The organism is Pseudomonas asuensis (genome assembly GCF_014646755.1).
In the GTDB taxonomy this organism is placed as follows: Bacteria; Pseudomonadota; Gammaproteobacteria; order Pseudomonadales; family Pseudomonadaceae; genus Chryseomonas; species Chryseomonas asuensis.
Map to the genome: position 1 here is coordinate 1 of NZ_BMNW01000005.1, position 25,833 is coordinate 25,833.

The window sequence follows — 25,833 nt, forward strand, 5'->3', positions numbered from 1 at the left end:
CCGCTACCATCAGGTCTGGACCTGAACACTACCAGACAGCTAAGTCATTGATTTACAAGACTTTTTGCCGTTCCGTTGCAGCGGAAGTGGGCGCATTATAGGCCCCTGAAGCAGCAGGTCAAGCTTTATTTGAAACATTTCAGTAACTTAAGCTTTATTGGCCTTTATACAGCTCAACAGGAGCGAGATAGTAGCCTTGCTCGCTCTGAACGACGCGATACTGCTTTATTTCGCCAGGTGTAAGCAGCAACGACTGGCTTTTTGTTGAAGCCATTGGTGTGGAGCAATAGCCAGCCCCTAACGAACGTAGCGCAACGGTGGTTTCGCCAGGCGGAAGGTTAAAGGAAACGCTTTCCCCAGCCATTAAGCGTGCCGCCAGCTCATTCTTTAGATAAATACCTACATCACATGCAGATGTAGTAGCAGTATCACCTCGTGTAATCATCAACACGGAAGGAGAACTGCCTGCCACGCCTGGGTTATTGATTATCTGGGCACAGGCGAAGCTGGCATAAAGGGCTAAAGTGCCTGTTAACAACTTTAGTGGACGCCGCATATTGGTTTCTCCTGCTCACCCTTGGTCATGACTTTTATTGCTCTGCTCAGGCTTGGAACAGAGCTTTCCCTATATATCGACAGATTGCCTGAGTTCTGATTACCCACAAGCATGTTTTTCCATTTCGATAAGCGCGCTTGTCTATCTTACCTACCGCCTACCTGATTAATTTAAAAAGCCCTTTTGCTTGGCTTTTACCTCTGTAGAATGCCGCCGCCCAAACCTTGGCTCTGTTCTTGCTCAATGGGAAAAAGCCTGACCGAGCGGACAGGTTTGGAGCATTTATTAATACAAAACGATTACTCTCTAGGAGCAGACAATGAGCCGCGCCCTTTCTTCCTTTGTATTAGCCAGCGGCCTGTTGTTAACAGGAAACGCCATGGCTGATGGCATGCTGCAGTGGCAGGACAACAGCCTGACCTATCTTTATGGACAAAATTACAAGGTCGATCCTGATACACAGCAGACCATTACCTTCGAACATGCCAGTGCCTGGTCGTGGGGCGATCTCTGGTTCTTTGTGGATAACAGTTGGTACAACGGAGTAGGCGGCTCCAATGCTAACGGTCATCATAGCTATTATGGTGAATTCAGCCCTCGCCTTTCGCTAGGCAAGCTGACGGGTACTAAGTTTGAATTTGGCCCGATTACTGACGTGCTGTTGGCAACCACTTATGAGTTTGGTGAGGGTGATGTTGACAGCTACCTGATCGGCCCTGGCTTCGATCTCAAGGTGCCTGGCTTCAACTTCTTTACTTTAAACTTCTATTATCGCAAAGCTGAGGGTAATCGAGTTCGCTCTGGAGCCTGGCAGGTTACCCCTGCATGGTCCATTACGTTCCCAGCAGGTAGATCGGATATTTTGTTCGACGGCTATATCGACTGGGTCGTTAATAACAGAAACGATAACAACAATCCCAGTCGTAGTTATCACGCCAACTTTCACTTTAATCCGCAGATCAAATATGACCTTGGCAAAGCGATGGGTTACGAAGCCAAGCATATGTATGTAGGCGTGGAATACGACTATTGGTCCGACAAATACGGTATCAAAGACAGTCAAGCCTTTAGAACAGATCAGAATACCTTTAGCGTAATCGCTAAATACCACTTCTGATGACTCAGGCGCGGCGCATATCTAGTGCGCCACGCCTGCTTGTGGTGCATCCTGGGCTTATCTAGCTGTATATAAGTGCCATAAGATCCAGCATTTCTCTCTCGCCTGCCATTCCTGAACATATGGTCAGCTTTTTGCACTCAAGCGTTACAGAGCCTAGCCTTGAGAATGATGCCATGCCTTCAGACAAGCCGAACGACCTGCTCTATGGTCTTGAAGACCACCCTTCCCCTCTCATTGCTTTTTGTGCAGCTTTTCAGCATGTACTGGCTAGCTTTGTAGGGATTATTACGCCTCCGTTAATCATTGGTAGCGCACTTGGTCTGCAGGAGCATTTACCCTATTTGATCAGCATGGGGCTTATGGTTTCAGGCGTAGGTACTGTTCTACAGGCACGAGGGGCACTTGGCATAGGTGCGGGAATGCTATGTCTTCAGGGAACAAGCTTTGCATTTCTTTCTGCCGTGTTGGCTGCGGGCATGCTCGTAAAGCAGCGAGGCGGCACGCCAGAAGACATTCTTGCCATGATCTTTGGTGTGTGCTTTTTCGGCGCCTTCATCCAGTTATTTCTCAGCCGCTGTATAGGCTTATTGCGTAAGGTCATTACGCCACTGATAACAGGTATCGTCATTACCCTGATAGGCGTCAGTCTGATACGTGTGGGCATTACCGATTTTGGTGGAGGCGCACAGTCGAGTAATTTCGGCGCTCCTATCCATTTGGCTCTAGGGACGCTGGTGCTGGGCGTAGTTATTGCGTTGAATCGTTCGACTCAACCATGGTTACGCCTATCCGCTGTGATTATTAGTCTTGCCATAGGGAAATTAGCTGCCTGGCTGAGTGGCGTTTTAGATCCGAAGCCTTTGCCTGCGCTTCCCTTGATCAGCATACCGGAGCCCTTTCGCTTCGGTTTTTCTTTCGATTGGACAGCCTTCTTACCAATAGCGTTGATCTATCTGATCAGCACTATCGAGACCACCGGCGATTTGACTGCCAACTGCATGTTGTCGCGACAGCCTATCGAAGGATCTTCTTATATGACGCGTATTCGGGGAGGGATTCTGGGCGATGGCGTAGCGTGTCTGCTCGCTTCCGTCTTTAATACGTTTCCTAATACAACCTTTGCTCAAAATAATGGGGTTATTCAGCTTTCCGGCGTGGCCAGCCGTTATGTCGGTTATTACATCGGCGGCATACTTATCCTGCTCGGACTCTTCCCAATACTGGGCGCCATTTTCCAGCAAATACCCAAGCCCGTACTAGGAGGAGCAACCCTGGTGCTTTTTGGAAGCGTAGCTGCTTCGGGAATTCGATTATTGGCACACTGCTCATTGGATCGGCGCAGCCTATTGATTATCGCGACTTCATTAGGTGTAGGTCTTGGCATAGCTAATCAACCCACTTTGCTCGACCAACTACCTCATCTCGTGAAAAGCCTGTTTGACAGCGCTATTACTAGCGGCGGAGTCACGGCTATCATCTTGAACCTGATACTTCCTGACGATAAGCCAACACTGGCAAGCACAACACAGCATGCAGATGCCTATCTTGAGAGCAAGACGCGTCCTTAGAATGCATTTTTCCTGTAGTGCTTGTTTCAGGCGGAACAGTGCGTTATTGAAGACTCAATACGACAACAAACGATCCCTCCATGAACCTGCTAGTACCTGCGCACCATCCAAGCGGCGAAAAGCCCGCCGGCCGAATACGCCAGAAGAACGAAGAGCTGATTCTGGCAGCAGCTGAAGAAGAGTTTGCTCGGCATGGCTTCAAAGGCACCAGCATGAATACGATTGCTCAGCGAGTCGGCTTACCCAAAGCTAATTTGCATTATTACTTCAATAACAAGTTAGGCCTTTATATGGCTGTGCTGGGCAATATTCTTGAACTTTGGGACAGCACATTCAATACGCTTACCGTTGAAGATGACCCTGCCGAAGCGCTGGCTCGTTATATTCGAGCCAAGATGGACTTCTCTCGGCAGTACCCTTTGGCCTCGCGTATTTTTGCCATGGAGATCATTGCTGGAGGTACGTGCCTGTATGAGTATTTTGATCAGGACTATCAGCACTGGTTTCGGCAACGTGCGGCTGTCTTTGAAGCCTGGATTAAACACGGCAAAATGGATCCCGTGGACCCTGTACACCTTATTTTTCTGCTATGGGGCAGTACTCAGCACTATGCTGACTTTTCCAGCCAAATCTGCCATGTAACAGGACGCGAGCAATTGACTGACCCGGATTTTGAAGCGGCGACACAAACGCTGACTCACATTATATTGAAAGGCTGTGGCTTGCAGCCGCCAACCCGGACATGAGCGAAACATTAGCTGTTGAAACGGAGTTTCAGGAAGAGATACGCAAAAGCCGCTTTCTAGCCTTTGCCGCGCCCATTTCAAACGCTGCCGAAGCACAGACATTTATCAATCGGGTGAGCAATCCTGGCGCTACTCATAATTGCTGGGCCTGGAAGCTTGGGCAGCAGTATCGCTTTAATGATGATGGCGAGCCAGGCGGGACTGCTGGCCGGCCAATTTTAGCGGCCATCGAAGGGCAAAATTGCGACCGCATCGTTGTGGTAGTAACGCGCTGGTTTGGTGGTATCAAGCTGGGTACCGGTGGGTTAGTACGTGCTTACGGAGGCTGCGCTGCCAAATGCCTCCAACAGGCTGAGCGCGTAGAGTTGGTACCGCGGATCTTGGTGGCCTGCCAGTGCAGTTACTCTGAACTGCCACTTCTCAAATCCAGGCTACATGATTTTGAAGCCCTCTTAGAAGACGAAGCGTTCGGTGCCTCGGGCGTTGATATTCGCTTGGCACTACCAGAAGGCTATCTGCCTACACTGGAACGCTTTTTGGCTGACATCAGTAGAGGTCGAATTTCATTAAGCCGTCTCCATGAATAAGCCTTACCTGAGCGAACCTTGCTTCATCCTTATAGCCCGAGCGGCACAGGAATTGCTTTGTGATGGTGCGTACGAGCGAGGCCTCGCGCCATAAGCGTGCAGTTACTGCTTAAGGGTCTGCCTCCTATGCCATAAAGCCTACGCACTAAAAATCCAATCTGGGTTGATAGCACCAGGTGAAATGCACTTTTTCAGTGCACATCTATCGACCGCTGACTATTTTTGGTGCTGCCATTTATTCTTGTGTAACTACCGATCATGAATGAACTGCAAAGTGCTGTAAGCCTCTTGGTCCATGGGTCCAATACATTATTTATTCTGGTAGGCGCTGTTATGGTTTTGGCCATGCACGCTGGTTTCGCTTTTTTAGAAGTAGGCACAGTTCGCCAGAAGAATCAGGTAAATGCGCTATCGAAAATTCTGGCCGACTTTGCTATTTCAACCTTGGCCTATTTCTTTATCGGATATTGGGTAGCCTACGGCATCAACTTCTTTGGGCCAGCTGAAGCACTGATGGCGGACAACGGCTACGCGTTAGTGAAGTTCTTCTTCCTGCTGACCTTTGCGGCAGCTATTCCAGCCATTATCTCTGGCGGCATTGCCGAGCGTGCCCGCTTTGCACCACAGCTATGCGCAACTGCACTTATTGTGGCCTTTATCTATCCTTTTTTCGAAGGGATCGTCTGGAACAATAATCACGGCATACAAGCCTGGCTTGAAGCATCATTTGGCGCCAAGTTTCATGACTTTGCCGGATCGGTCGTAGTACATGCCGTTGGAGGCTGGCTTGCACTGGGAGCTGTCCTTTTGTTAGGGCAGCGTAACGGACGCTATCGCGATGGAAGATTGGTGGCTTTCCCCCCATCCAATATTCCTTTTCTCGCACTAGGCTCGTGGATTCTGATCATTGGCTGGTTTGGCTTTAACGTCATGAGTGCTCAGACTTTGGATGGCGTCAGCGGCTTGGTTGCCGTGAACTCACTGATGGCAATGGTTGGCGGCGTAGTGGCTTCGCTTATCTTTGGCCGCAATGATCCAGGCTTCCTGCATAACGGTCCGCTGGCGGGATTGGTTGCTGTGTGTGCGGGCTCGGACCTCATGCATCCCATTGGTGCGTTGATGACAGGCTTAGTTGCCGGTGGGCTCTTTGTATGGGCATTCACCGCAACTCAAGTGAAGTGGAAAATCGACGATGTATTGGGTGTCTGGCCACTGCATGGCCTGTGTGGTGTTTGGGGCGGTATCGCCTGTGGCATCTTTGGACAGACTCTATTTGAAGGCCGTGGCGGTGTCAGCTTTATGAGTCAGCTAGTAGGAACGTTCATGGGTGTAGCGATAGCACTGGTAGGCGGACTGATCATCTATGGCGTAATCAAGAAAGCACTTGGACTGCGTCTGACCCAAGAAGAGGAATACTATGGGGCGGATCTGTCCATCCACAGGATTTCTGCCACTAATCAAGAATAAGTGCTTGATTTACAAGTGCATGTAGAGCCTATGTGTGCTTTTTAATGTTCGGTTTGCTCACACTTAGCGTGGATGGGGCTGTGGATAAGCCAAGGATATGTACCTCAAAGGCTTATACCGTATGGCTTGCAGAGAACTGATCAAAAAACGATCAACTCGCTACTATTCCCCTTCCCTTTAGCTCCCTTCGAATCTTTAACTGTCTTTGTATGTAGCACATACGGCAAACCAGGTGATGGAAGGCGAGCCTCAAGCGGCTCGCCCTTATCCATTAAAGGCCGATTACTGTCAGCATGATAAAGGTCAGGAATAGGACAAAATGCGTCATGCCCTCAATGGCATTGGTCTCGCCGTCATTGAGGTTAATGGCGGCGATGATCAAGGTGACTCCCATCATTACAGTTTGCACCGGCGTCATGGCCATCTGTATAGATTGCCCGGTGTAAAGCGCAATGGCCTCAACAACCGGTACGGTTAGAATTACCGTAGAGAGCGATGCACCCAGGGCAATATTGATGACTGATTGCATACGGTTAGCCATGGCCGCACGCAAAGCCGTGAGAATTTCCGGACTCGCTGAGATAACTGCAACTACAAGCGCAGACACCATTGGCGGAACTGGTAGGCCTTCAAGACCAGCGCCCAGGGACTTGGACATCACCTCGGCTAAAGCTCCTGTTACCACAACCCCTGCGATTAAAAGGCCAACCGATAGGGCTGTACTTGTCGGAGCGTCGTGCTCAATGGCAGTGGCCTCGCCTGCTGGCTTCTTTTTCTTCTTTTCCGGGTAGTTGTAGCTAAAGAAATAGCTGTGCGGCCCGGTTTGCATGCGCAAGAACAAGCCGTACATCATCACCATGACCACAATGGTGAACCCGGAGTACAGGTGCCAATGCTGGACTGGGATGAACTCCGGCACCAGCATGGAAATACTCACCGCGGTGAGAATCATCACCCCATAGCTGCGGCTGGAGTCATCGTTGTAGCGCTGCTCACCGTGCTTGAGCCCTCCTAATAGCGCAGCCAGGCCAATCAGACCATTGATATCAAGAATAACTGCCGCGTAAATCGTATCCCGTGCCAGGGTTGGCGAATGATCATGACCCATCATGATGGCCAGAATGATGACCTCTACCAACACGGCAGACAGTGTCAGGATCATCGTGCCATAAGGATCGCCGACCTTTTCAGCCAGTACCTCGGCATGGTGCGCGACACGCATCGCTGCGCAGATGATGGCAGCAATCAGAGCGGCTGCCCCAACCAGAGCAATCGTCTGGCCACTTCCCACCAGCTGATGTTCGAAGATGTAAGCCAGCACACCAGCTACGATGGCGATAAGCAGAAACGCTTCGCCTTTGAGTGTTGAAATCATGTAAGTCGTATCCTTTAAGGGCTCGCTCGATACGGCGAATGGCCAGTCAATTGACGGCATGTTTTTTACGACATGTTTCAGCACGTAGTTTCGCCAGACATTTTGAAAAATCTTCACACTGCTTTTGCGGTATCTCACAAGCCCATCTACACCGTTTGGCTTCATTGTGATATCGATCCAACAGCACTTATGCCGTATTTGAACCATTCGGAGGATGTTGTCTGCTTAATCAGCTTTTTATTTGCACACTGTCTTTGGCAGGACCAAAAGACAGAACCCTTACAGAAGCACTCTCAAAATACTGACTTGCGGTGTTGTCGCCGCTTTAGGGTTGGTCGCCACCCTGAGTGCTCGTGTAGCCGATCTGCTCAAGGTCGGATTTGTCTATGCCCTACGTTGGGCCGGTAGGTGATCACAGCTGGACATACCCACAGCAAGGGGTAAAAAGAACGGGTTACTCGCAATATGGCTATGTCGAAAGCCAGCACAGGTATAAGCCACTAGATTGCTGACGTGGCAGTAGGTCATCGGCTCGCGTTTCCTGGCGCTTGCGTTAATAGCGTTTTGCCTGCTTCAAATCCCCGTTCAGGCAGTAAAGGCCTGCGCAACGCCAGAGGGCATGACATAATTCCAGCAAATCGCTGTTAATGAGTAACTCCACCATGTACGACTGGCTCAATGCCCTCCCCAAAGCCGAACTTCATCTTCACCTGGAGGGCACGCTCGAGCCCGAGCTCATGTTCAAGCTGGCCGAGCGCCATGGCATTCAGCTGCCCTTCGAGAATGTCGAGGCGCTGCGCAAAGCCTACTCCTTCAACAATCTTCAGGAATTCCTGGATCTGTACTACCAGGGCGCAAACGTTCTGCGTACAGAAGAAGATTTCTATGATTTGACCTGGGCCTACCTGCTCAAGTGCAAGGAGCAGAACGTCATTCATACCGAGCCGTTTTTTGACCCGCAGACACACACGGACCGTGGTATTCCATTCGAAGTGGTCCTGCGTGGTATCCAGCAGGCGCTTAAAGATGGCGAGCAAAAGCTGGGCGTAACCAGCGGCTTGATCCTGAGTTTCCTGCGTCATCTGTCCGAAGACGAAGCCCAGAAGACTTTAGACCAGGCACTGCCATTCCGTGATGCATTCATTGCCGTAGGCCTGGATAGCTCGGAAATGGGCCATCCGCCAAGCAAGTTCAAACGCGTCTTTGACCGTGCACGCAGCGAAGGCTTTGTTGCCGTGGCACATGCCGGCGAGGAAGGCCCACCCGAATACATCTGGGAGGCTCTGGATTTGCTGAATGTAGTCCGTATTGACCATGGCGTACGAGCAGCCGAGGATGAGCGCCTGCTGCACCGCCTGATTGACCAGCAGATTCCGCTAACGGTCTGTCCGCTGTCTAATACCAAGCTGTGCGTGTTTGATGACATGAGCCAGCACAACATTCTCAAGCTGCTTGAGCGTGGTTTGAAAGTCACTGTGAACTCAGACGATCCCGCCTATTTTGGCGGCTACGTCACCGAGAACTTCATGGCCCTGCATGAAAGTCTGGGCATGACTCAAGACCAGGCTAAGCGCCTGGCTCAAAATAGTCTGGACGCCCGTCTGGTCTAATAGATACCACCGGCCGCTTCTATGCGGCCGGTTTTCATTGTGTTATCCGTAATGGCTACCGAGAACCTCAATGCCCTTGAATGCCGCTGAAATAACCCAGTATCAATACTTTGCCGAGCGCCTTGCAGATGCCGCCGCCGTGGCCATCAAACCTTATTTTCGCTCTCAGCTTCAGGTGGACGATAAAGGCGGACGGCTGTTTGACCCTGTCACGCTAGCCGATAAAGCCGCCGAGCGTGCCATGCGTGAGTTGATCCTGAGCGAGTTTCCTGAGCACGGTATTCTGGGTGAAGAAGAAGATGCGGTCGCCGGCAGTGTTCCGCTGACCTGGGTACTAGACCCTATCGACGGCACGCGTGCATTCATCACCGGACTACCGCTCTGGGGTACGCTGATCGCATTGAACGATGGGGCTCGCCCCGTCATTGGCGTGATGAACCAGCCCTTTACCGGTGAACGGTTTGTTGGTACGCCAGAAGGTGCCTGGCTTAACGGGGCACCCTTGAAAACCCGAGCCTGCGCCAGCCTTTCCAAGGCCCGCGTGATGTGTACGAGCCCACAGATTCTCGATACACCAGAGCGCCTGGCCGCGTTCGAACGAATTGCCGAACAGGCCCAGCTGGTTCGATTCGGTGGGGACTGTTACGCCTATTGCATGCTGGCGTCAGGTTTTGTCGACGTGATCATCGAGGCGAGCCTGCAACCTTACGATGTGCAGGCGTTGATTCCGATCATCGAAGGGGCTGGCGGTGTCATAACAAGCTGGAACGGCGGTGACGCACAGAACGGCGGCGCAATCATCGCGTGCGGCGATAAGGCATTGCATGCCCAGCTCATTCAGCAGCTCGCCCCCTACGCCTGATCTATATCCCTTTCAGTGCTGCCAGGGCGCCTTTTCAAGGAGCTTCTGGCAATGCTGACGAACCAGATCCCGCAGCTGTGTAACTGCGCTGGATAGTTGAGCACGGTGCGGACAGAGCAGGTTAAGCGGTGTTACCTCGCCCTGCCATTCAGGTAGCGCCAGCTCTAATCGTCCCGCTTCAACGTCGCTTGCTACATCCAGCCACGATTTATAGACCAGCCCCTGCCCTGCAACAGCCCAGCGCCGAATGACATCGGCATCATCGCTCACCCGATCTCCTTGTACAGTTACCATCACCTGTCGTTTGCCATCGTCGAATGCCCATCGGTCATGGACCTTGGAACCACGCATGTAACACAGGCAGTTATGCTGGCGCAGCTCATCTGGCTGCTGGGGGCGCCCCCGTCTTGTGAAGTACTCAGGCGAGGCACACAGTACACGACGGTTAAGCGGTGCCAATGACAACGCTACCAGGCTGGAATCTTCAGGCGCGCCATACCGGATAGCAATGTCTACGGACTCGCGAAACAGATCATTCAGATGATCAGACAGGAGCAGACGAAAACTCACTTCAGGGTGTAGAGCCTGAAACTCATCAAGCCATCCCAACAGATGATTACGCCCTAGATCCGAAGGTGCTGACAGGTGCAGCACGCCTTTGATCCCAGCCTTGCCGCTCTCCAGAAGACGCTTTCCTTCCTCCAGATTCAGTAAAGCTTGCCGTGCATGCTCCAAGTACATTTGCCCCTCGGGGGTCAGCCGAAGACTTCGAGTCGAGCGGGCCAGGAGCCGAGTATCGAGCGTGTCCTCCAACCGTTTTAATGCCGCGCTTGCCACCGCAGGCGACAGGCCCAATTCTCGTGCTGCTGCGGAAAGACTGGCGCATTCCACAGTCCTAACAAACAGTTGTAAGTCAGCTAGACGGATCATTTTCAATATTTTATTGAAAGAGCCTTGCTTTATAACGGCTTTTATCGCCTGCCGAAAGAGAACACTATTATTTCACTTCACAGGAGAAATACGATGACTACTCCCTTGACCCTGGTTGCTACCCTAGTTGCCAAAGAAGGTTCCGAAGCTGAACTGGAGCAAACTCTTCGTGGGTTGCAGCCCCAGAGCCGTGCCGAAGACGCCTGTATCCAGTATGACTTCCATCGCGATGCCGAGCAGCCCCGCACTTTCCATATGATCGAGCAATGGCGTGACGAAGCGGCCTTGTCTGAACATGAGGCTACGCCCCATTTTCAGGCTGCATTACCCGTTATCGAGCGTACCGCTGAAAAATTCAGCGTAACCAAGATGTACCGAATCTCTTGAGGAATAGCGCATGAAAGCGGTCGCACATTATAAATGCCTGCCTGTCGATAATCCCGACAGCTTGCAAGACATCGAACTGCCTGAGCCAACACCAGGCCCGCGTGATCTGCTGGTTGAAGTCAAAGCGGTCTCGGTCAACCCAGTAGATACCAAGGTTCGCCAGGGCTATGTACCGCATGCCGACGAGTCTCAGCCGCGTATTCTCGGCTGGGATGCTACAGGTGTAGTTAAATCGGTAGGCAGCGACGTCAGCCTGTTTAAACCGGGCGATAAGGTCTGGTATGCCGGATCACTGGTACGCCCAGGCAGCAATAGTGAGTTACAACTGGTTGACGAGCGCATCGTGGGCCGTATGCCTGAGTCGCTTGAGTTCGCCCAGGCTGCTGCTCTGCCATTGACATCCATCACTGCCTGGGAGCTGCTGTTTGATCGCCTAGGTGTTGCACGCGACAAGACCGACCGGGGTGAAACCCTGCTGATCGTGGGCGCGGCAGGTGGCGTGGGTTCGATCCTGACTCAGCTAGCTCGCCAACTGACTGGAGTGACCGTCATCGGTACGGCTTCTCGCCCTGAAACCCAGGCATGGGTGACTGAGCTTGGTGCACACCATGTAATCGACCACAGCAAACCGCTGAGTGAAGAACTCAAGCGTATTGGCATTCCACAGGTTACTTATGTGGCCAGCCTGACCCAGACGGATCGTCATTATGAGCAGATCGTCGAATCCCTGATGCCCCAAGGTAAGCTCGGCCTCATAGACGATCCGGAAACCCTGGATGCCGTACCGCTCAAACGCAAAAGCCTATCGCTGCATTGGGAGCTGATGTACACCCGCTCGCTGTACGAGACGCCGGATATGCAGGAACAACACAACCTGCTCAACGACGTTGCCCAGCTGATCGATAGCGGTGTGCTACGTACAACCTTCGGAGAGCATTACGGAAAGATCAACGCCGAAAATCTTCGTCGCGCCCATGCCCTTCTGGAAAGCGGCAAGGCTAAAGGCAAGCTTGTGCTAGAAGGCTTCTAATCGCTGGGGGCCCGGTATCAATGCCATTGCCGGGCCCGCTTCCATTGGCAATTAAGGCCATGACCAATGGAGTGACAGTGAACCTCGTCACACCCTGCCCTGTCCACTGTGAATATCAGCTTTCGCTGTACGCGAACGATGGGGACACGGATGCGGACATTTCATCCATTTCGCTTGGCTGGTCTGTATGCCCTGATCGGCATTGCGTGGGTAGGTGTTACCGACTACCTTCTGGATCATGCGTCACTTAGTACCAGTACGCTGAGTGCCCTGCAAACAGTCAAAGGCATCGTCTTTGTTTGCGGCATTGCCGTTCTGCTCTATTTTCATATTCGTCGAGAGCAACGGGCGCGCCAGCAGCTGATTGATGAGCTGCAACGGCATGTAGAGCAATTGCAGCAAACGCTAGGCACGACCGCACAGACGACTAATGAACAACCGCCACTGCAGCCACCCATTCAAACGGAGGCTGAGGCACCTCATTATCAAGACATTCTTGATCATCTACCTCTAGTAGCCTTTCTCATCGACCTGGATGGTCATTGGCGCTTTCTCAGCTCTGCCTGGGAGAGACTGACCCAAAAGGCTATTTCGCAGACCGTAGGCGGCTCGGTTTTCCAATGCTTCCACAGTCAGGAAAATCAATCTATCCAACAGATGCTCAACGAGTTTCGTGATGGCACACGGCATGACTGGTCAGCAACGCTGCGCCTCTGTCAGGTAGACGGCTCGCATCGTTGGATCTCGTTCAAGATCCATAAGGTTATCGATGAAGGCCTGCAAGGAACCATTACCGACATTCACCATCAGTTCCAAGCCGATGAGCTGCAGCGTGCGCGCAATGCTGTGCTTGATGAGTTACTGCAGGGACACACTAAAAGCAGCATTCTTACGGGTATCGCCAAGCGCCTGGAGGGTATCTTTCCAGAGATGCGTGTCATCATTCAGCTAGCTGATGGCTCGCGTAAAAAGCTATCCGTCAGCGCTGCGCCAAGCTTGCCTGATACCTATATCAAGGCCATCGAAGACTCACCCATTGCGCCAGACTCAGGCACGTGTGGCGCAGCGGTCTATCGTAACGGGCTCGTCGTTAGCGAGGACATAGAACAAGATCCCAACTGGATAGGTCTGCGTGAAGCCGCTTTGCAAGCCGATATCCGCTCTGGCTGGTCTTTGCCGATTCGCGATGAAACCGAAAGCGCCGTTGGGGTGTTCGGTATCTACTATTACACGCGCACCTCACCGGAGCAGGCCACCATTGCACTGGTCAATGAGTTCACCCGACTGGCAGCACTGGCTATCCGGCAACAACGCTACACGCAGGAACGGGATGAGATCGAACATCGATTCCGCGCAACATTCGAGCATGCTGCTATCGGTATTGCTCTAGTAGGGCTGGACTACAAATGGATGCGAGCCAACCGATATTTTTGCCAGATGGTGGGATATGCCCATGATGACTTACAGAACTTAACCATTCATGACATTACTTACCCTGAGGACTTGCCCCTAGGAGCCAAGCAGGTCGAAGAGCTGCTTGCGGGGAAAAGGGACAGTTACGAGCTTGAAAAACGTTATGCCCGGCAGGATGGACGCGTCATCTGGGCAGATTTGAACGTAACGCTGATTCGAAGTACGCAAGGTGAGCCGCAATACTTCATTGCGGTAATCGAAGACATTACCTTGCGTAAAGCGCAGCAAGAGTCGTTGCGCCAAGCAGCGGCGCTGTTCGAGAACAGCCGTGACAGCATTGTAGTGCTCGACCAGCAGCGCCGTATCCTGTTGGCCAATCCAACTTTTCAGGCACTATGCAACCGCTCCATTGCAGACTTGCAGGGCCAGCAACTGCCACTGCCGCAAGGTGGTCGTCAGGATCATAACTTCTACCGCACCCTATGGCGCACGCTGTTACGGGAAGGCCATTGGGAGGGTGAAGTGCTATGGCGCCGCCCTAATGGCATGAACTTCCCTGGCTGGCTTACCATCAGCCAGATCTGGCAGCAGGATCAGCGCCAGTTTGTCATGGTGTTAAGCGATACCAGCCAGCTTAAAGAAAGCGAAGCACGACTGGCACACCTTGCCCACTTCGATCCACTGACGGACCTGCCTAATCGCCTGCTTGCCCGTACCCGCCTTGACCACGCCTTGAAACGCTTACAGGGCGAAGGCCAATTGGCTGTATTGCTACTCGATCTTGATCACTTCCGTACGATCAATGAAAGCTATGGTCATCCGGCTGGAGATGATTTGATCAATGCGGTAGCAGACACTCTCAGATCCGGTCTGAGGCCAGAAGACACTCTGGCGCGTATCGGCGGAGATGAATTCCTTGTCATCCTCGAGCAATTCGAGCGGCTCGATGAAGTGGCAACGCTCGCACAGAATTTACGTCAGCTTTTCGAAGCGCCTTTGCGTCTGGCAGATGGCCAGGAAGTGTTCCTTAGCCTGAGCCTCGGCATTAGTGTCCATCCCAGCGATGGCGCCACTGCCGATGAATTGATACGTAACGCGGACGCGGCCATGCATCTGGCAAAAAACCAAGGCCGTAACACCTATCGCTTCTATACGCAGGCATTAACGGATCAGGCTCGCCGACGGTTAAGTATGGAGTCTCGTCTACGCGTAGCACTACAGCGTTGCGATTTCGTGCTGTATTACCAACCCCTTATTGATGTGGCGACAGGCCAACCCATTGGCGCAGAAGCCTTGGTACGTTGGCGCGATCCGGAGTTCGGGATGATATCCCCGGCCGACTTCATTCCCCTGGCAGAAGAAACCGGACTGATCATACCGCTGGGTTTCTGGATCCTGGAGCAGGCCTGTCATCAGATCCGCGAGTGGCTCGACAAAGGGCTTGAGCTCGACATTATGGCCGTCAACCTCTCTCCCCGGCAGTTTGCTCAAGCAGATCTTGCCGAACGTATTACCAAAGCCCTGAATCGGCAACGCCTTCCTGCCAATAAATTGGAGTTGGAGATCACCGAAGGCACACTCATGGAAAATGTGGAAATGGCATTGACCAGTCTGGCGGCCTTAAAAACGCTTGGAGTACGCATCGCCGTTGATGACTTTGGCACCGGATACTCATCTCTTGCCTATCTGCGCCGCTTTCCGCTGGATAAACTCAAGATCGACCAGAGCTTTATGCGTGATATCCGCACTGATAATGGCGAGCATGGCAATCAGGCCATTGCATCCGCCATTATTGCCTTGGGGCACAGCCTGCATCTGGATGTTCTAGCTGAAGGCGTCGAAACCGACGAACAGTTGGAAGTTATCCGTAAACTGGGTTGTCAACAATGCCAGGGTTATCTGTTCAGCCCTCCGCTTCCACCGGAAGCCTTCGAGAAATGGTATTACGATTACCACCGATCACTAACTTGATCCAAGTCACGCTTCTGTAACCTAATTGAGGTCTACACTAAGCGCCCACCGACAACCGAAGAAAGGGGGAATATGCAATGAAAGTTGAAGTCCGCCCGTTGACGCGCTCGCCTCAGAGCAGTTGGCAAGTTCGTCTGGATGATCAAGCCATCATCTTTAAAACCGAGGCCGAAGCGCGTACGTACGTTGATAAACTTAATGCTCGATTAAAAGCCCCTCATAAACTTCCGGAAAGCCTTCCAGCCTGATCGAATCAGTAGGGTACTGGCCTTGTGCGCGTTGTCAGCCAGGCCAGTACCGCTGCTGCTACACCACAGATCATAATGATGCCTGCCATTGGCCGGGCTGTATCGTCATGCAGCATACCTACCGCCGCCGAAGAAAAGGCCGCGATGGAAAACTGAAGGCAGCCCAGTAGTGCTGAGGCACTGCCAGCATTGCTACCTTGACCAGCCATTGCACAGGCAGAAGCGTTGGGAATGATGCCGCCTAGCGAAGCAATGCAGCAAAACAGCGGAACCCCGATCCACCACAGCGTAGCCGGTTGAAACGCAGCTACGATCAAGAGCAATACCCCTGCCAGACCATAGAAACGTGTCGCCCGCGCCAGTAGCCAAGAGGGCCCATGCCGGCTCAAAAGACGCGCATTAATCTGACTAAATAGAATAAAGCCCGCCGCATTGCTGCCAAAGACCCAACCGAAATGCTCTGCCGGTACGCCATAAAGATTAATGAACACAAACGGCGAGCCTGCGATATACGCGAACATGCCTGCCATGGAAATGCCGCCAATCAAGGCAAACCCCATGAAGGTCTTATCACCCAGCATGCGCCAGTACTGACGCAGCGCGTTGCGCAAAAGAGGACGCGGCGCTTCAGGCGGCAGGGTTTCCGGTAACCACCGGGCAACTGCACTGCCACAGAGTATGGCAAAGACCACCAGACTGATAAAAATGGCTTGCCAACCTACATGGTTGAGCAGGAACCCTCCGCCAATGGGCGCCAAAATCGGCGCAACGCCGGTCACCAGGACGATCTGGGAAAAGGCCTTGGCCGCGTGAATGGGATCGCACAGGTCACGAACCACTGCCCGCGAAATTACCATGCCTGCGCAGCCGCCCAGCGCCTGAACAAAACGTGCTGCAATCAACCACTCCAACGTAGGTGCCATGGCGCACGCCAGCGAAGCGATCGTAAATAGAGCGATACCGGTCAACAGCGGTATCCGCCGACCAAACCGATCCGCCAGCGGTCCATAAAACAACTGGCCAATGGACAAGCCTGCAAAGTAAGCCGAAAGGCTCAATTGGACATGCTCTATGTCTGTCGAAAAGGCCTGAGCCAATGCTGGGAACGACGGCAGATACATATCGATAGCAAAAGGAGCAAACGCGCTGAGCGCGCCCAACATCAACAAAATATGAAATGTCATTGAGCAAATCCGGAGAGGCCTGCGGCCCAAATGCGATGAACTGTCATGTAGTTACATACAACAATGTTTGTAAATACATAACCAACCGTTAAACTATTGTTTTGAACTCTGATTTCCTACGAAACTTATGCGCAGAACGAAAGAAGAAGCCGAGCAGACGCGACGCGACATTATCGAAGCCGCTGAACAGCTCTTTCTCGCCAATGGCGTGGCGCATACAAGTCTTGAGATGATAGCTCGTGAATGCGGAGTCACACGAGGAGCGGTGTATTGGCATTTTCAGAACAAGGCGCACTTGTTTTATGAAATGCTCAATGAAGTTCGTACCCCCATGGAAGTGTTGACCCAGCAACTCTGTAGCTGCCAGGGACGGGACCCTATCGTCTCCCTGAGAGATCTATGTGTGAATGGTATGATGCGGATGACGCAGGACGAGCGTACCCGCCGGATCATGACCATCCTGCTGCACCGCTGCGAATTCACGGAGGAGTTGCGCGAAGCGGAAGAGCGCAATAACGTTTTTATTTCCCAGTTTATCGAGCTGTGTGAAAAGATCTGGATGGATCAGAAGAGTCGCTTGCAACCGGGTGTCACACCACGTTTGGCCGCCCAGGCTGTTCACTCGATGTTTATTGGCTTGATCAGCGACTGGCTTCGTGATCCTAAGCTGTTTGATCCCACTAAAGAATTAGAGATCCTGATCGACGCCACCTTCCGTGGTTTGGCACGAGATTGGGATCAGGCGATGTCTGCGGTATAGCCTTCTTCGCGAATAGCCTCGAGCAGCGGTTCGGGTGCTTCACGACTGTCTACAGTAACCTTGCCGTTTTGCAGGTCCACATCGACTTTGGCCGCTTCGTCTATTGCTGTAACCGCCTGGGTAACCGCCTTGACACAGTGGCCACAGCTCATGCCTTGTACGTTAAAGGTATGCATGGTGTCTCTCCTTACCAGAAAATTTCATTTTCAACCTTTCCACGAGGTCAAGGTCAAGCGCGGCGACTAATGTTGATTTGGATCACCCGAGCATGATGGTCTGGCATGCTGCCGTTAGCTAAATAACATTAATGGGCGGCAGCGCTTGACCTTAACACAAGGTCAAGGTTGATCCTCTACGCTGAGACGAGGAGATTAACCATGACCGAATTCGACCTACCCGTACACGGCATGACCTGCGCCGCCTGCGCCGGTCGGGTGGAGCGCGCCCTAAAGAAAGTCGAAGGTGTAGAGAGCGCCAGCGTCAACCTGGCCAGTGAGCGTGTCCGGGTCAAAGCGCCTGACGGCTTGCTTCCCACACTGCAGCAAGCCATTGCCCGCGCCGGCTACAGCGTTCCTACCGAGTCACTCGAACTTGCCGTTACCGGCATGACCTGCGCCAGCTGCGTCAACCGAGTAGAGCGCGCACTGCGCAAGGTCTCAGGCGTCAATAACGTAAGCGTAAATCTGGCTTCCGAGCGGGCTCATGTTGAGCTGTTACCTGGAACGGATTCAAGCCTGCTTCTGGCCGCGATAAACAAGGCGGGTTACACGGCCAACCTTGCCAACGAGCACAATACCGCCTCGCCTGACCAACGTCTGGCTCGAGAGCGAGGCGCCTTGATTCTCGCGCTACTGCTGGCCTTCCCTCTTGTTGTGCCCATGCTACTGCAGCCGCTGGGCATTCACGTCATGTTGCCGCCTTGGGCGCAATTTGCACTGGCTACACCCGTACAGTTCCTGCTGGGGGCTCGCTTTTATGTTGCCGCCTGGAGAGCCATACGTGCTCGCTCCGGCAATATGGATTTGCTGGTTGCCCTCGGGACCAGTGCCGCCTATGGCCTTAGCCTGTATCAATGGTGGAGCGCGCCACAAGGCAGCATGCCGCACCTGTATTTCGAGGCGGCAGCCGTGGTCATTGCGCTGGTTCGCCTGGGTAAATACCTGGAAAGTCGAGCCAAGCAACAGACCGGCGATGCCATCCGAGCTCTGCAAGCACTGCGACCGGAGCGGGCCTTAAGGCTATCCGCAGACGGTCAGGAGCATGACGTCAGTCTGGCTGAGCTCAAGATAGATGATCGGGTACGTATCCGCCCGGGTGAGCGGATTCCGGTAGACGGCCTCGTTGAATCAGGCGATAGCCATGCCGACGAAGCGTTGATCAGCGGAGAAAGCCGTCCGGTGCCCAAGGGGCCAGGTGATCATGTAACCGGCGGCGCTATTAATGGCGAAGGTGTACTGACCGTTCGCGTTACGGCGCTGGGTAGTGAAAGTGTATTGGCGCGGATCATTCGGTTAGTGGAAGACGCACAAGCGGCCAAGGCTCCAATCCAGCGTCTGGTTGACCGTGTGAGTGAGGTCTTTGTCCCTGTTGTGCTGGGAATCGCCGTACTGACGTTAGTCGGCTGGCTGTTGGCAGAAGCAGGTTGGGAAACATCGCTCATCAATGCTGTTGCTGTGCTGGTTATTGCCTGTCCCTGTGCCCTGGGGCTGGCGACACCAACTGCGATTATGGCAGGCACAGGAGTCGCAGCCCGTCACGGCATTCTGATCAAGGACGCCATGACGCTGGAGGTCGCTCATGCGGTCGATACCGTCGCGTTCGACAAGACTGGAACATTGACTTCCGGACAGCCTCGCCTGATTCATCTGGCACCTAACGGCATCAGCGAGCAAGAGGCGCTGATGCTGTCGGCCCGATTACAGCGAGGCAGCGAGCACCCCCTGGCCCAAGCAGTTCTTGAAGCTTGTAATCAAAATCAGCGGGATGCTCCAGTCGCTGACAATGTCCGCGCTTTGCCAGGACGAGGCATTCAAGGTCATATCGAAAATCGGCTATTGGCATTGGCCAATGGTCGGCTACTCAATGAACTAGGGCTTGATAAGGGCACCTTAACAGCACAGGCCAGTGCCTGGGAAAAGGAAGGCCGTACCTTGTCCTGGTTGATCGAGCAGCAACCCGAACCAAAGATATTGGCACTCCTGGCCTTTGGCGATGAGCTCAAACCCGGGGCTAGCCATGCTATTGCCACGCTTGAAAAGCATCACGTTAGCAGCCATCTGATCACAGGCGATAGTGAGGGCAGCGCGCGAGCGGTCGCCCAGCAGACCGGCATCCGAGACGTCTATGCGCAGGTTCTGCCAGCCGACAAGGCCGCCGTGGTGCAGCAGCTTAGATCGCAGGGTCGCTGCGTAGCCATGGTGGGTGATGGAGTTAATGATGCACCAGCGCTGGCCGCAGCCGATGTAGGCATTGCAATGGGCAGCGGGACCGATGTGGCGATGCATGCTGCCGGGATTACCCTGTTGCGCGGTGACCCCGCGCTGGTGCCGGGCGCGCTGGATATCTGCCGCCGTACGTATCGCAAGATCCGCCAGAACCTATTCTGGGCTTTTATCTACAATGTCATCGGCATTCCGCTGGCAGCGTTTGGACTGCTCGACCCTGTTTTTGCCGGGGCTGCCATGGCCTTTTCCAGCGTGAGCGTAGTCAGCAACGCCCTGCTGCTCAAACGTTGGCAACCGGAGAACATAAGCCTGTCATGAATATCAGCCAAGCAGCCCGTGAAAGCGGGCTTACCCCCAAGATGCTTCGCTATTACGAAAATATCGGACTGCTCGACCCTGCCGGACGCAGCGCGAGTGGCTATCGACAGTACCGCACCAGTGACTTGGATACACTGGCTTTCATCAAGCGCTCCCGCGATCTGGGTTTTTCGCTTGAGGAAGTCGGCAAACTGTTGGGGTTATGGCGTGATCGCCACCGTTCCAGTGCCGAGGTAAAGGCCCTGGCCAGCGCGCATGTGGAGGAGTTGAATCGTAAGATTGCCGAACTGGCCAGCCTGCGCGATACCCTGCAGCAGTTGGTCGATCAATGCCCGGGCAATGAGCATCCTGAATGCGCGATTCTGGACTCGTTGGACAAAGCTCCCTGTCGCCATTGCAGTTCCTGACCTGAGGCTAGTAGTCCTGAAGGGCGACGCCCTCTCTCATGCTAGAGCTCGTGGTTGTGCTTGGTTGGAGTAAGGCGTTCAGCTGCATGCTAGACGCTAATCACAAACTAGCCTTACCCGCGTCTGATCCAGCCTTCTGTGGAACTAACGAAATCGCCTGCGTTCAGGACATTACGCCTAGTTACATGAGGAGCAATGCGAATGTACGGAAGATTCAGTGTATCGGACATTCCGATTCACGAACCCATTATCATGGGAGCCATTGGCTTTATTATTCTGGTGGCCCTCTCCTCCCTTGGTGCCCTTACCTACTTTCGCAAGTGGCGCTGGTTGTGGTCGGAATGGCTGACATCGGTCGACCACAAGCGAATTGGCGTGATGTACATCATCGTTGCCATGGTAATGCTGCTTCGAGGGTTCTCGGATGCGCTCATGATGCGCGCCCAGCAGGCCATTGCTGCAGGTGGTGCAGAAGGCTACCTGCCGCCACACCACTATGATCAGATCTTTACCGCTCACGGCGTGATCATGATTTTTTTCGTGGCCATGCCGTTGGTGGTCGGCCTGATGAATGTCGTCGTACCGCTGCAGATTGGAACGCGTGACGTGGCCTTTCCGTTTCTCAACTCGCTCAGCTTCTGGCTGTTCGTTGTTGGAGCGTTGCTGGTCAACCTGTCGCTCGGCCTGGGAGAGTTTGCCAAAACAGGCTGGGTTGCGTACCCACCGTTGTCCGGGATCGAGCACAGCCCTGGCGTTGGCGTGGATTACTATATCTGGAGCCTGCAGGTTTCAGGGCTTGGCACGCTGCTGACAGGCCTCAACTTCTTTGTCACGATCCTGAAGATGCGTACCACCGGCATGACGCTGATGAAGATGCCGATCTTTACCTGGACGGCCTTTTGTACCAGCGTACTGATTCTGGCAGCCTTTCCGATCCTGACGGTAACCTTGGGCCTTCTAAGCCTGGACCGCTACCTGGGGATGCACTTCTTTACCAATGAGCTGGGCGGCAACGCCATGATGTACGTAAACCTCATCTGGGCCTGGGGCCACCCTGAGGTGTACATCCTCATTCTGCCTGCATTTGGAGTGTTCTCCGAGGTAACCGCAACGTTTACCCGCAAGCGTCTGTTCAGCTACAACATGATGATTTGGGCAACGGTTGCGATTACGGTTCTTTCGTTCCTTGTGTGGTTACATCACTTCTTCACGATGGGTTCGGGCGCCAACGTCAATGCATTCTTCGGGATTGCCACCAGCATCATTGCCATCCCAACGGGCGTGAAGATCTTTACCTGGTTGTTCACCATGTATAAGGGGCGGATTCAATTCACCACGCCTATGCTATGGACGGTCGCCTTCATTGTGACCTTTACCATTGGTGGTATGACCGGTGTGCTACTGGCCGTACCGGGTGCCGATTTCGTATTGCACAACAGCCTGTTCCTGGTAGCGCACTTCCATAATGTGATCATTGGCGGAGCCTTGTTTGGCTATTTTGCCGGTATCACGTACTGGTTCCCGAAGATGTTTGGCTTCACGCTGAACGAGCGGCTTGGCCGCTACGCGATGGGCTTCTGGGTGGTCGGCTTCTACCTGGCCTTTATGCCGCTATATGTGCTGGGCTTTATGGGCATGACACGCCGCCTGAATCATTATGCCAACCCGGACTGGCACCCTTGGCTCATTGTGGCCGCTATCGGCGCACTGACGATCCTGTGCGGCATCATCTGTCAGATTGCACAACTGTTCGTCAGCATTCACCAGCGCGCCCACAACCGGGACCTGACCGGTGATCCCTGGGATGCCCGGACGCTGGAATGGTCAACGTCCTCTCCTCCGGCGCCCTATAATTTTGCCGAGCTTCCGGAAGTTCAGGGGATCGATGCTTATCTGGACATGAAGGAACATGGCGTCAGGGAAAAGCACCAGGCGGATTACAAGGATATCCATATGCCGAGTAATACCGGCGCTGGACTGATCATTGCCGGCTTCAGCTTTTTGATGAGCTTCGGCTTGATCTGGTACATCTGGTGGATGGCTATTCTGGGACTCCTCGGCATGATCGTCACGGCCATCCTGCATAGCTTCAAGGACGATAATGGTTACTACATTCCTGCACAGGAAGTGGCCCGTATAGAAGAGGCGCACAAGGCGCAGCGGGAACAGTGTACGGGCGTGAGCCAGGATGATGCAGCGTCATCCAAGGCATATACGATGGTTTAAGCGGCCCGCCTGCTGAGTGGAGTTTCTCCGTTCAGCAGGCAGTTGGGCTCACTGGAGTCTGACGCGTAGAAGCGTCTTACTCTTCCACGTTCATGTAGTCACGTGCCCAGACACGGTACTCATCAAGCGTGGAGTACTTCGTCGAAAGCTCAGAAGCGCTCAGGTCGGAAGCGTGGATACCACGTTGCTCACGCAGGCAGTCGTAAGTGGCCTTGATAGCCGCAAAATAGGCTGCATGACCATTTAGAACAATGCGCACGCCCAGGCTGGCCAAACGCTCGAAATCCCGCAACTCGGGATTCCCATAGGCAACCAGCATCAGCGGTACGTTCAGGTGTCTGGAAATCTGCTCCAGATGATCAAAGTTCTTGATCCCTACCATGCAGATGCCATCGGCTCCTGCCTCTTGATAAGCCTGGGCGCGCTCAATGGTTTGCTCAACGTTCAGCACGCCTGCGTTGGTTCGGGCAAAGACACTTAGTGCAGGATCAATACGGGCTGCCAGAGCGGCCTGGATCTTGCCAACAGCTTCATCCAACGGAATCAGGTCAGTAGACTTGCGACCATACTGAGCGGGCAGCAGAGTGTCTTCGATGGTCAACGCCGCAACACCGGCGCGTTCGAGTTCAACAATGGTACGCATGACGTTGAGAGCATTACCGTAGCCATGATCGGCGTCGGCAATGATAGGCAGTGTCGCAACACGACCGATACGGGTCGCCTGCTCAACGAATTCGCTTAAGGTAATGAGGGAAAAGTCAGGCGCTGCCAGAACCTGTAGCGACGCAACCGATCCACCCAAAATGCCCATTTCGAAGCCTAAGTCGGCCGCGATACGGGCAGACATCGGGTCGAATACCGAGCCAACGTCATAACACTTATTAGATTCAAGCAATGCACGAAACTGCTTTCGCAACTCATGCTGCGAAGGTGTGGCCATAAGACCTCCATAGGACAGGACTGATGGATTCGAAGCAGATGATGAAGCATGAGTGCAACACCTATACCTCTATGACAACTGCGCTAGAAAAGATTGCTTCATGGCAGTTGCCACTCCTCGGGCGCATCATCATACACCCTACTAAGGTCTAATCGCCTATTGGCTTAACACCTGCGCGCTGATGGGCACGTGTATAGGGGTTTGCGCCGTTGGCCAGTTTGGTCGCCACATCCTCCATGAAGTGCTGGGTCGGTGCATTGAGCCCATAAAGTACCAGCAGAGGTGCCAGAAGGCTTGCAATGACTGCCAGGTTGGATTTTACCTCTACCGTGCCATCACGCATAAACCAAAGAAAGGCGCCGCTGGCGGCCAGGCCGATCGGAACCCCGGTAATCACCTCAGAGACCGAATGAAACCCCAACTTGATTCGAGTGATGGCAATAACCAGTGCGAACAGCGCCCCTGCACTGGCACACGCCCAGCGGGCCACAGGCCGAGCCTTGGCCGCCAGCAACCAGAACAATACAGGTATCACACTACAGGCCAGCATGGAGTGACCGCTAAAACCGGTAAAGTCATAAGCCCGAATACCAATGCCCCAGCCAAAAAAGGCCATCTTGGAAACGGCTACCAGCAGACAGGCACCGCCGACCAGCGACAACCAGAGCAATGCAGTACGGCGCGAAGCGCCAAGCCACAACCATATGGCAATAATGAATGCACATGGCAACATGACCGAGGAATCACCAAAGTTGGTAATGGTTGTCAACGCATGCATCGTTCAATCCCTTCAATTACAAAAACAATCCTCAGACACCCTAGGATAACGAGATGCCGTCACGCTTTCCTGCCAGATGGCCAAGGTGTGTTTTTCTGCAAATAACAGACATTGCATTACGGTAAAGACGAGACGTGGATCAACACTCACTACTTGAGGCTGACCTCTCACGGTTTGTTCTGGAGGGTAAGCAGAGCTCTACTTACTGTGCCTTCCTGCTCAAGCTGCTTAAAGGCAGTACGCGTCTTTTCGACTACAGCATCATCTGTCGACACGCTATAGGCCATGTACAGTTCCGCTTCCATAAACCCTAGAGCCTCAATCCGTTCCAGCTTGGTACAGTCGAACTGTTGTCTGGCACATTCATGAGCCACGCTACTGTCTGTCATAGGGATTAGCTGCACTTTTTCATTGAGCAGCTTCTGGAAGTTTTCCTCTATGCCAGCAGAGAGAACCAGCCGGGAAAAATCATGGTGCAGCAGGTAATGATGCCGAAAGTCATTACGCATGACGCCAATACTATACTGCCGCGCATCATCCAAATTCTGAGGGTTGATATCCGTACGAGCCCTCAGCTTGTAAAAGTAATATTGCGCAGCCGCTACCCGCCCTACCCACTTGAACAGAGCTTCACGCTCTGGAGTTCGAGCAACCAGGTAGATCAGAACATTTGGCTGGTTAGTTGCAATGTCATAGGCGCGAGCCCAAGGGTAAAGGTTTATTTTATAATCCGTTTGCCCGGCCCGGTTCAGCGTAAGCTCAACCACCTCGGTTGCGGCACCGCCAATGCGCCCATTTCTTAGCGTAATAAACTGACTTTCCTCGGTAACTACCTGGATCGGCTCAGCCATGACCTGAGCAGTCACCATCCCCAACAGCAGTACCATCCATTTTCTGGCTTTCATG

General features: G+C 53.2%; 23 protein-coding genes. 15 read left to right on the forward strand and 8 right to left on the reverse strand.

Going from position 1 to position 25,833, the window contains the following annotated elements; genetic code table 11:
- Positions 1 to 154: 154 nt before the first annotated feature.
- Positions 155 to 556: a hypothetical protein gene (locus IEX86_RS11935; protein ID WP_188866361.1), complete on the reverse strand. Its 402-nt coding sequence runs from the start codon at positions 554 to 556 to the stop codon at positions 155 to 157.
- 319 nt (positions 557 to 875) lie between these two features.
- Here IEX86_RS11935 and IEX86_RS11940 point away from each other — a divergent pair, with 319 nt between their 5' ends.
- The 5 genes from IEX86_RS11940 (at position 876) to IEX86_RS11960 (ending at position 6,044) form a co-directional block, all read left to right on the forward strand.
- On the forward strand, positions 876 to 1,673 hold the full coding sequence (locus tag IEX86_RS11940) for an outer membrane protein OmpK (RefSeq protein ID WP_188866362.1): 798 nt from the start codon (positions 876 to 878) through the stop codon (positions 1,671 to 1,673).
- Positions 1,674 to 1,849: 176 nt separating this feature from the next.
- On the forward strand, positions 1,850 to 3,244 hold the full coding sequence (locus IEX86_RS11945) for a uracil-xanthine permease family protein (RefSeq protein WP_188866363.1): 1,395 nt from the start codon (positions 1,850 to 1,852) through the stop codon (positions 3,242 to 3,244).
- 80 nt (positions 3,245 to 3,324) lie between these two features.
- Positions 3,325 to 3,990: a TetR/AcrR family transcriptional regulator gene (locus IEX86_RS11950; protein ID WP_188866364.1), complete on the forward strand. Its 666-nt coding sequence runs from the start codon at positions 3,325 to 3,327 to the stop codon at positions 3,988 to 3,990.
- Entirely contained in the window at positions 3,987 to 4,577 is a 591-nt protein-coding gene (locus IEX86_RS11955) for an IMPACT family protein (RefSeq protein ID WP_188866365.1), read from the forward strand. The genes IEX86_RS11950 and IEX86_RS11955 overlap by 4 nt, the downstream gene beginning before the upstream one ends.
- Before the next feature lie 258 nt (positions 4,578 to 4,835).
- Positions 4,836 to 6,044 (forward strand): ammonium transporter, encoded by a 1,209-nt coding sequence (locus IEX86_RS11960; RefSeq protein WP_188866366.1) that lies wholly within the window; start codon positions 4,836 to 4,838, stop codon positions 6,042 to 6,044.
- 271 nt (positions 6,045 to 6,315) lie between these two features.
- Here the strand turns inward: IEX86_RS11960 and IEX86_RS11965 are convergent, their stop codons facing one another.
- Positions 6,316 to 7,419 carry a calcium:cation antiporter gene (locus IEX86_RS11965; protein WP_188866367.1) on the reverse strand — a complete coding sequence of 368 codons (1,104 nt, stop codon included), beginning with the start codon at positions 7,417 to 7,419 and terminating at the stop codon, positions 6,316 to 6,318.
- Positions 7,420 to 8,081: 662 nt separating this feature from the next.
- Here IEX86_RS11965 and IEX86_RS11970 point away from each other — a divergent pair.
- Both IEX86_RS11970 and hisN read left to right on the forward strand, forming a co-directional pair.
- Positions 8,082 to 9,029 (forward strand): adenosine deaminase, encoded by a 948-nt coding sequence (locus IEX86_RS11970; protein ID WP_188866733.1) that lies wholly within the window; start codon positions 8,082 to 8,084, stop codon positions 9,027 to 9,029.
- A 70-nt stretch (positions 9,030 to 9,099) separates the two neighbouring features.
- Positions 9,100 to 9,891: a histidinol-phosphatase gene (hisN, locus tag IEX86_RS11975; protein WP_188866368.1), complete on the forward strand. Its 792-nt coding sequence runs from the start codon at positions 9,100 to 9,102 to the stop codon at positions 9,889 to 9,891.
- 12 nt (positions 9,892 to 9,903) lie between these two features.
- Here the strand turns inward: hisN and IEX86_RS11980 are convergent, their stop codons facing one another.
- Positions 9,904 to 10,821: a LysR family transcriptional regulator gene (locus IEX86_RS11980; RefSeq protein ID WP_188866369.1), complete on the reverse strand. Its 918-nt coding sequence runs from the start codon at positions 10,819 to 10,821 to the stop codon at positions 9,904 to 9,906.
- Between the two features lie 93 nt (positions 10,822 to 10,914).
- On the opposite strand from IEX86_RS11980, the gene IEX86_RS11985 reads away from it, so the two are divergent.
- The 4 genes from IEX86_RS11985 (at position 10,915) to IEX86_RS12000 (ending at position 15,870) form a co-directional block, all read left to right on the forward strand.
- Positions 10,915 to 11,208 carry a putative quinol monooxygenase gene (locus tag IEX86_RS11985; RefSeq protein WP_188866370.1) on the forward strand — a complete coding sequence of 98 codons (294 nt, stop codon included), beginning with the start codon at positions 10,915 to 10,917 and terminating at the stop codon, positions 11,206 to 11,208.
- A gap of 10 nt (positions 11,209 to 11,218) precedes the next feature.
- Complete coding sequence (locus tag IEX86_RS11990) at positions 11,219 to 12,238, forward strand: zinc-binding alcohol dehydrogenase family protein (protein WP_188866371.1); 1,020 nt, start codon at positions 11,219 to 11,221, stop codon at positions 12,236 to 12,238.
- 150 nt (positions 12,239 to 12,388) lie between these two features.
- The gene (locus IEX86_RS11995) at positions 12,389 to 15,622 is read left to right on the forward strand and encodes a bifunctional diguanylate cyclase/phosphodiesterase (protein WP_188866372.1); all 3,234 of its coding nucleotides are present in this window, start codon (positions 12,389 to 12,391) and stop codon (positions 15,620 to 15,622) included.
- A gap of 77 nt (positions 15,623 to 15,699) precedes the next feature.
- Complete coding sequence (locus tag IEX86_RS12000; protein WP_188866373.1) at positions 15,700 to 15,870, forward strand: hypothetical protein; 171 nt, start codon at positions 15,700 to 15,702, stop codon at positions 15,868 to 15,870.
- Positions 15,871 to 15,875: 5 nt separating this feature from the next.
- Here IEX86_RS12000 and IEX86_RS12005 read toward each other — a convergent pair whose 3' ends face one another.
- Positions 15,876 to 17,054 (reverse strand): Bcr/CflA family multidrug efflux MFS transporter, encoded by a 1,179-nt coding sequence (locus IEX86_RS12005; RefSeq protein ID WP_188866374.1) that lies wholly within the window; start codon positions 17,052 to 17,054, stop codon positions 15,876 to 15,878.
- Between the two features lie 127 nt (positions 17,055 to 17,181).
- Between IEX86_RS12005 and IEX86_RS12010 the strand changes: the two genes are divergently transcribed.
- Positions 17,182 to 17,814: a TetR family transcriptional regulator gene (locus IEX86_RS12010; protein WP_188866375.1), complete on the forward strand. Its 633-nt coding sequence runs from the start codon at positions 17,182 to 17,184 to the stop codon at positions 17,812 to 17,814.
- On the opposite strand, the gene IEX86_RS12015 is transcribed toward IEX86_RS12010, so the two are convergent.
- Positions 17,793 to 17,990: a heavy-metal-associated domain-containing protein gene (locus IEX86_RS12015; protein ID WP_188866376.1), complete on the reverse strand. Its 198-nt coding sequence runs from the start codon at positions 17,988 to 17,990 to the stop codon at positions 17,793 to 17,795. The genes IEX86_RS12010 and IEX86_RS12015 overlap by 22 nt on opposite strands.
- A gap of 201 nt (positions 17,991 to 18,191) precedes the next feature.
- Between IEX86_RS12015 and IEX86_RS12020 the strand changes: the two genes are divergently transcribed.
- From IEX86_RS12020 to cyoB, 3 genes are all read left to right on the forward strand, one after another.
- On the forward strand, positions 18,192 to 20,576 hold the full coding sequence (locus IEX86_RS12020) for a heavy metal translocating P-type ATPase (protein ID WP_188866377.1): 2,385 nt from the start codon (positions 18,192 to 18,194) through the stop codon (positions 20,574 to 20,576).
- Positions 20,573 to 20,983: a Cu(I)-responsive transcriptional regulator gene (gene cueR / locus IEX86_RS12025; protein WP_188866378.1), complete on the forward strand. Its 411-nt coding sequence runs from the start codon at positions 20,573 to 20,575 to the stop codon at positions 20,981 to 20,983. Before IEX86_RS12020 ends, cueR begins: the two co-directional genes overlap by 4 nt.
- A gap of 201 nt (positions 20,984 to 21,184) precedes the next feature.
- A complete protein-coding gene (gene cyoB / locus IEX86_RS12030) occupies positions 21,185 to 23,209 on the forward strand; it encodes a cytochrome o ubiquinol oxidase subunit I (RefSeq protein ID WP_188866379.1) in 2,025 nt (674 codons plus the stop codon).
- Between the two features lie 76 nt (positions 23,210 to 23,285).
- Here the strand turns inward: cyoB and IEX86_RS12035 are convergent, their stop codons facing one another.
- The 3 genes from IEX86_RS12035 to IEX86_RS12045 all read right to left on the reverse strand — a co-directional run bounded on the left by IEX86_RS12035 (position 23,286) and on the right by IEX86_RS12045 (position 25,832).
- The gene (locus IEX86_RS12035; RefSeq protein ID WP_188866380.1) at positions 23,286 to 24,149 is read right to left on the reverse strand and encodes an oxaloacetate decarboxylase; all 864 of its coding nucleotides are present in this window, start codon (positions 24,147 to 24,149) and stop codon (positions 23,286 to 23,288) included.
- Positions 24,150 to 24,297: 148 nt separating this feature from the next.
- Complete coding sequence (locus IEX86_RS12040) at positions 24,298 to 24,927, reverse strand: phosphatase PAP2 family protein (RefSeq protein ID WP_188866381.1); 630 nt, start codon at positions 24,925 to 24,927, stop codon at positions 24,298 to 24,300.
- Positions 24,928 to 25,094: 167 nt separating this feature from the next.
- On the reverse strand, positions 25,095 to 25,832 hold the full coding sequence (locus IEX86_RS12045; RefSeq protein WP_188866382.1) for a substrate-binding periplasmic protein: 738 nt from the start codon (positions 25,830 to 25,832) through the stop codon (positions 25,095 to 25,097).
- Position 25,833 lies beyond the last annotated feature (1 nt).

What these genes read in the sequence shown, in the direction of transcription:
- IEX86_RS11935 (WP_188866361.1), bottom strand. Translation starts at nt 556, where the DNA reads ATGCGGCGTCCACTAAAGTTGTTAACAGGCACTTTAGCCCTTTATGCC.
- IEX86_RS11940 (WP_188866362.1), top strand. Translation starts at nt 876, where the DNA reads ATGAGCCGCGCCCTTTCTTCCTTTGTATTAGCCAGCGGCCTGTTGTTA.
- IEX86_RS11945 (WP_188866363.1), top strand. Translation starts at nt 1,850, where the DNA reads ATGCCTTCAGACAAGCCGAACGACCTGCTCTATGGTCTTGAAGACCAC.
- IEX86_RS11950 (WP_188866364.1), top strand. Translation starts at nt 3,325, where the DNA reads ATGAACCTGCTAGTACCTGCGCACCATCCAAGCGGCGAAAAGCCCGCC.
- IEX86_RS11955 (WP_188866365.1), top strand. Translation starts at nt 3,987, where the DNA reads ATGAGCGAAACATTAGCTGTTGAAACGGAGTTTCAGGAAGAGATACGC.
- IEX86_RS11960 (WP_188866366.1), top strand. Translation starts at nt 4,836, where the DNA reads ATGAATGAACTGCAAAGTGCTGTAAGCCTCTTGGTCCATGGGTCCAAT.
- IEX86_RS11965 (WP_188866367.1), bottom strand. Translation starts at nt 7,419, where the DNA reads ATGATTTCAACACTCAAAGGCGAAGCGTTTCTGCTTATCGCCATCGTA.
- IEX86_RS11970 (WP_188866733.1), top strand. Translation starts at nt 8,082, where the DNA reads ATGTACGACTGGCTCAATGCCCTCCCCAAAGCCGAACTTCATCTTCAC.
- hisN (WP_188866368.1), top strand. Translation starts at nt 9,100, where the DNA reads ATGCCCTTGAATGCCGCTGAAATAACCCAGTATCAATACTTTGCCGAG.
- IEX86_RS11980 (WP_188866369.1), bottom strand. Translation starts at nt 10,821, where the DNA reads ATGATCCGTCTAGCTGACTTACAACTGTTTGTTAGGACTGTGGAATGC.
- IEX86_RS11985 (WP_188866370.1), top strand. Translation starts at nt 10,915, where the DNA reads ATGACTACTCCCTTGACCCTGGTTGCTACCCTAGTTGCCAAAGAAGGT.
- IEX86_RS11990 (WP_188866371.1), top strand. Translation starts at nt 11,219, where the DNA reads ATGAAAGCGGTCGCACATTATAAATGCCTGCCTGTCGATAATCCCGAC.
- IEX86_RS11995 (WP_188866372.1), top strand. Translation starts at nt 12,389, where the DNA reads ATGCGGACATTTCATCCATTTCGCTTGGCTGGTCTGTATGCCCTGATC.
- IEX86_RS12000 (WP_188866373.1), top strand. Translation starts at nt 15,700, where the DNA reads ATGAAAGTTGAAGTCCGCCCGTTGACGCGCTCGCCTCAGAGCAGTTGG.
- IEX86_RS12005 (WP_188866374.1), bottom strand. Translation starts at nt 17,054, where the DNA reads ATGACATTTCATATTTTGTTGATGTTGGGCGCGCTCAGCGCGTTTGCT.
- IEX86_RS12010 (WP_188866375.1), top strand. Translation starts at nt 17,182, where the DNA reads ATGCGCAGAACGAAAGAAGAAGCCGAGCAGACGCGACGCGACATTATC.
- IEX86_RS12015 (WP_188866376.1), bottom strand. Translation starts at nt 17,990, where the DNA reads ATGCATACCTTTAACGTACAAGGCATGAGCTGTGGCCACTGTGTCAAG.
- IEX86_RS12020 (WP_188866377.1), top strand. Translation starts at nt 18,192, where the DNA reads ATGACCGAATTCGACCTACCCGTACACGGCATGACCTGCGCCGCCTGC.
- cueR (WP_188866378.1), top strand. Translation starts at nt 20,573, where the DNA reads ATGAATATCAGCCAAGCAGCCCGTGAAAGCGGGCTTACCCCCAAGATG.
- cyoB (WP_188866379.1), top strand. Translation starts at nt 21,185, where the DNA reads ATGTACGGAAGATTCAGTGTATCGGACATTCCGATTCACGAACCCATT.
- IEX86_RS12035 (WP_188866380.1), bottom strand. Translation starts at nt 24,149, where the DNA reads ATGGCCACACCTTCGCAGCATGAGTTGCGAAAGCAGTTTCGTGCATTG.
- IEX86_RS12040 (WP_188866381.1), bottom strand. Translation starts at nt 24,927, where the DNA reads ATGCATGCGTTGACAACCATTACCAACTTTGGTGATTCCTCGGTCATG.
- IEX86_RS12045 (WP_188866382.1), bottom strand. Translation starts at nt 25,832, where the DNA reads ATGAAAGCCAGAAAATGGATGGTACTGCTGTTGGGGATGGTGACTGCT.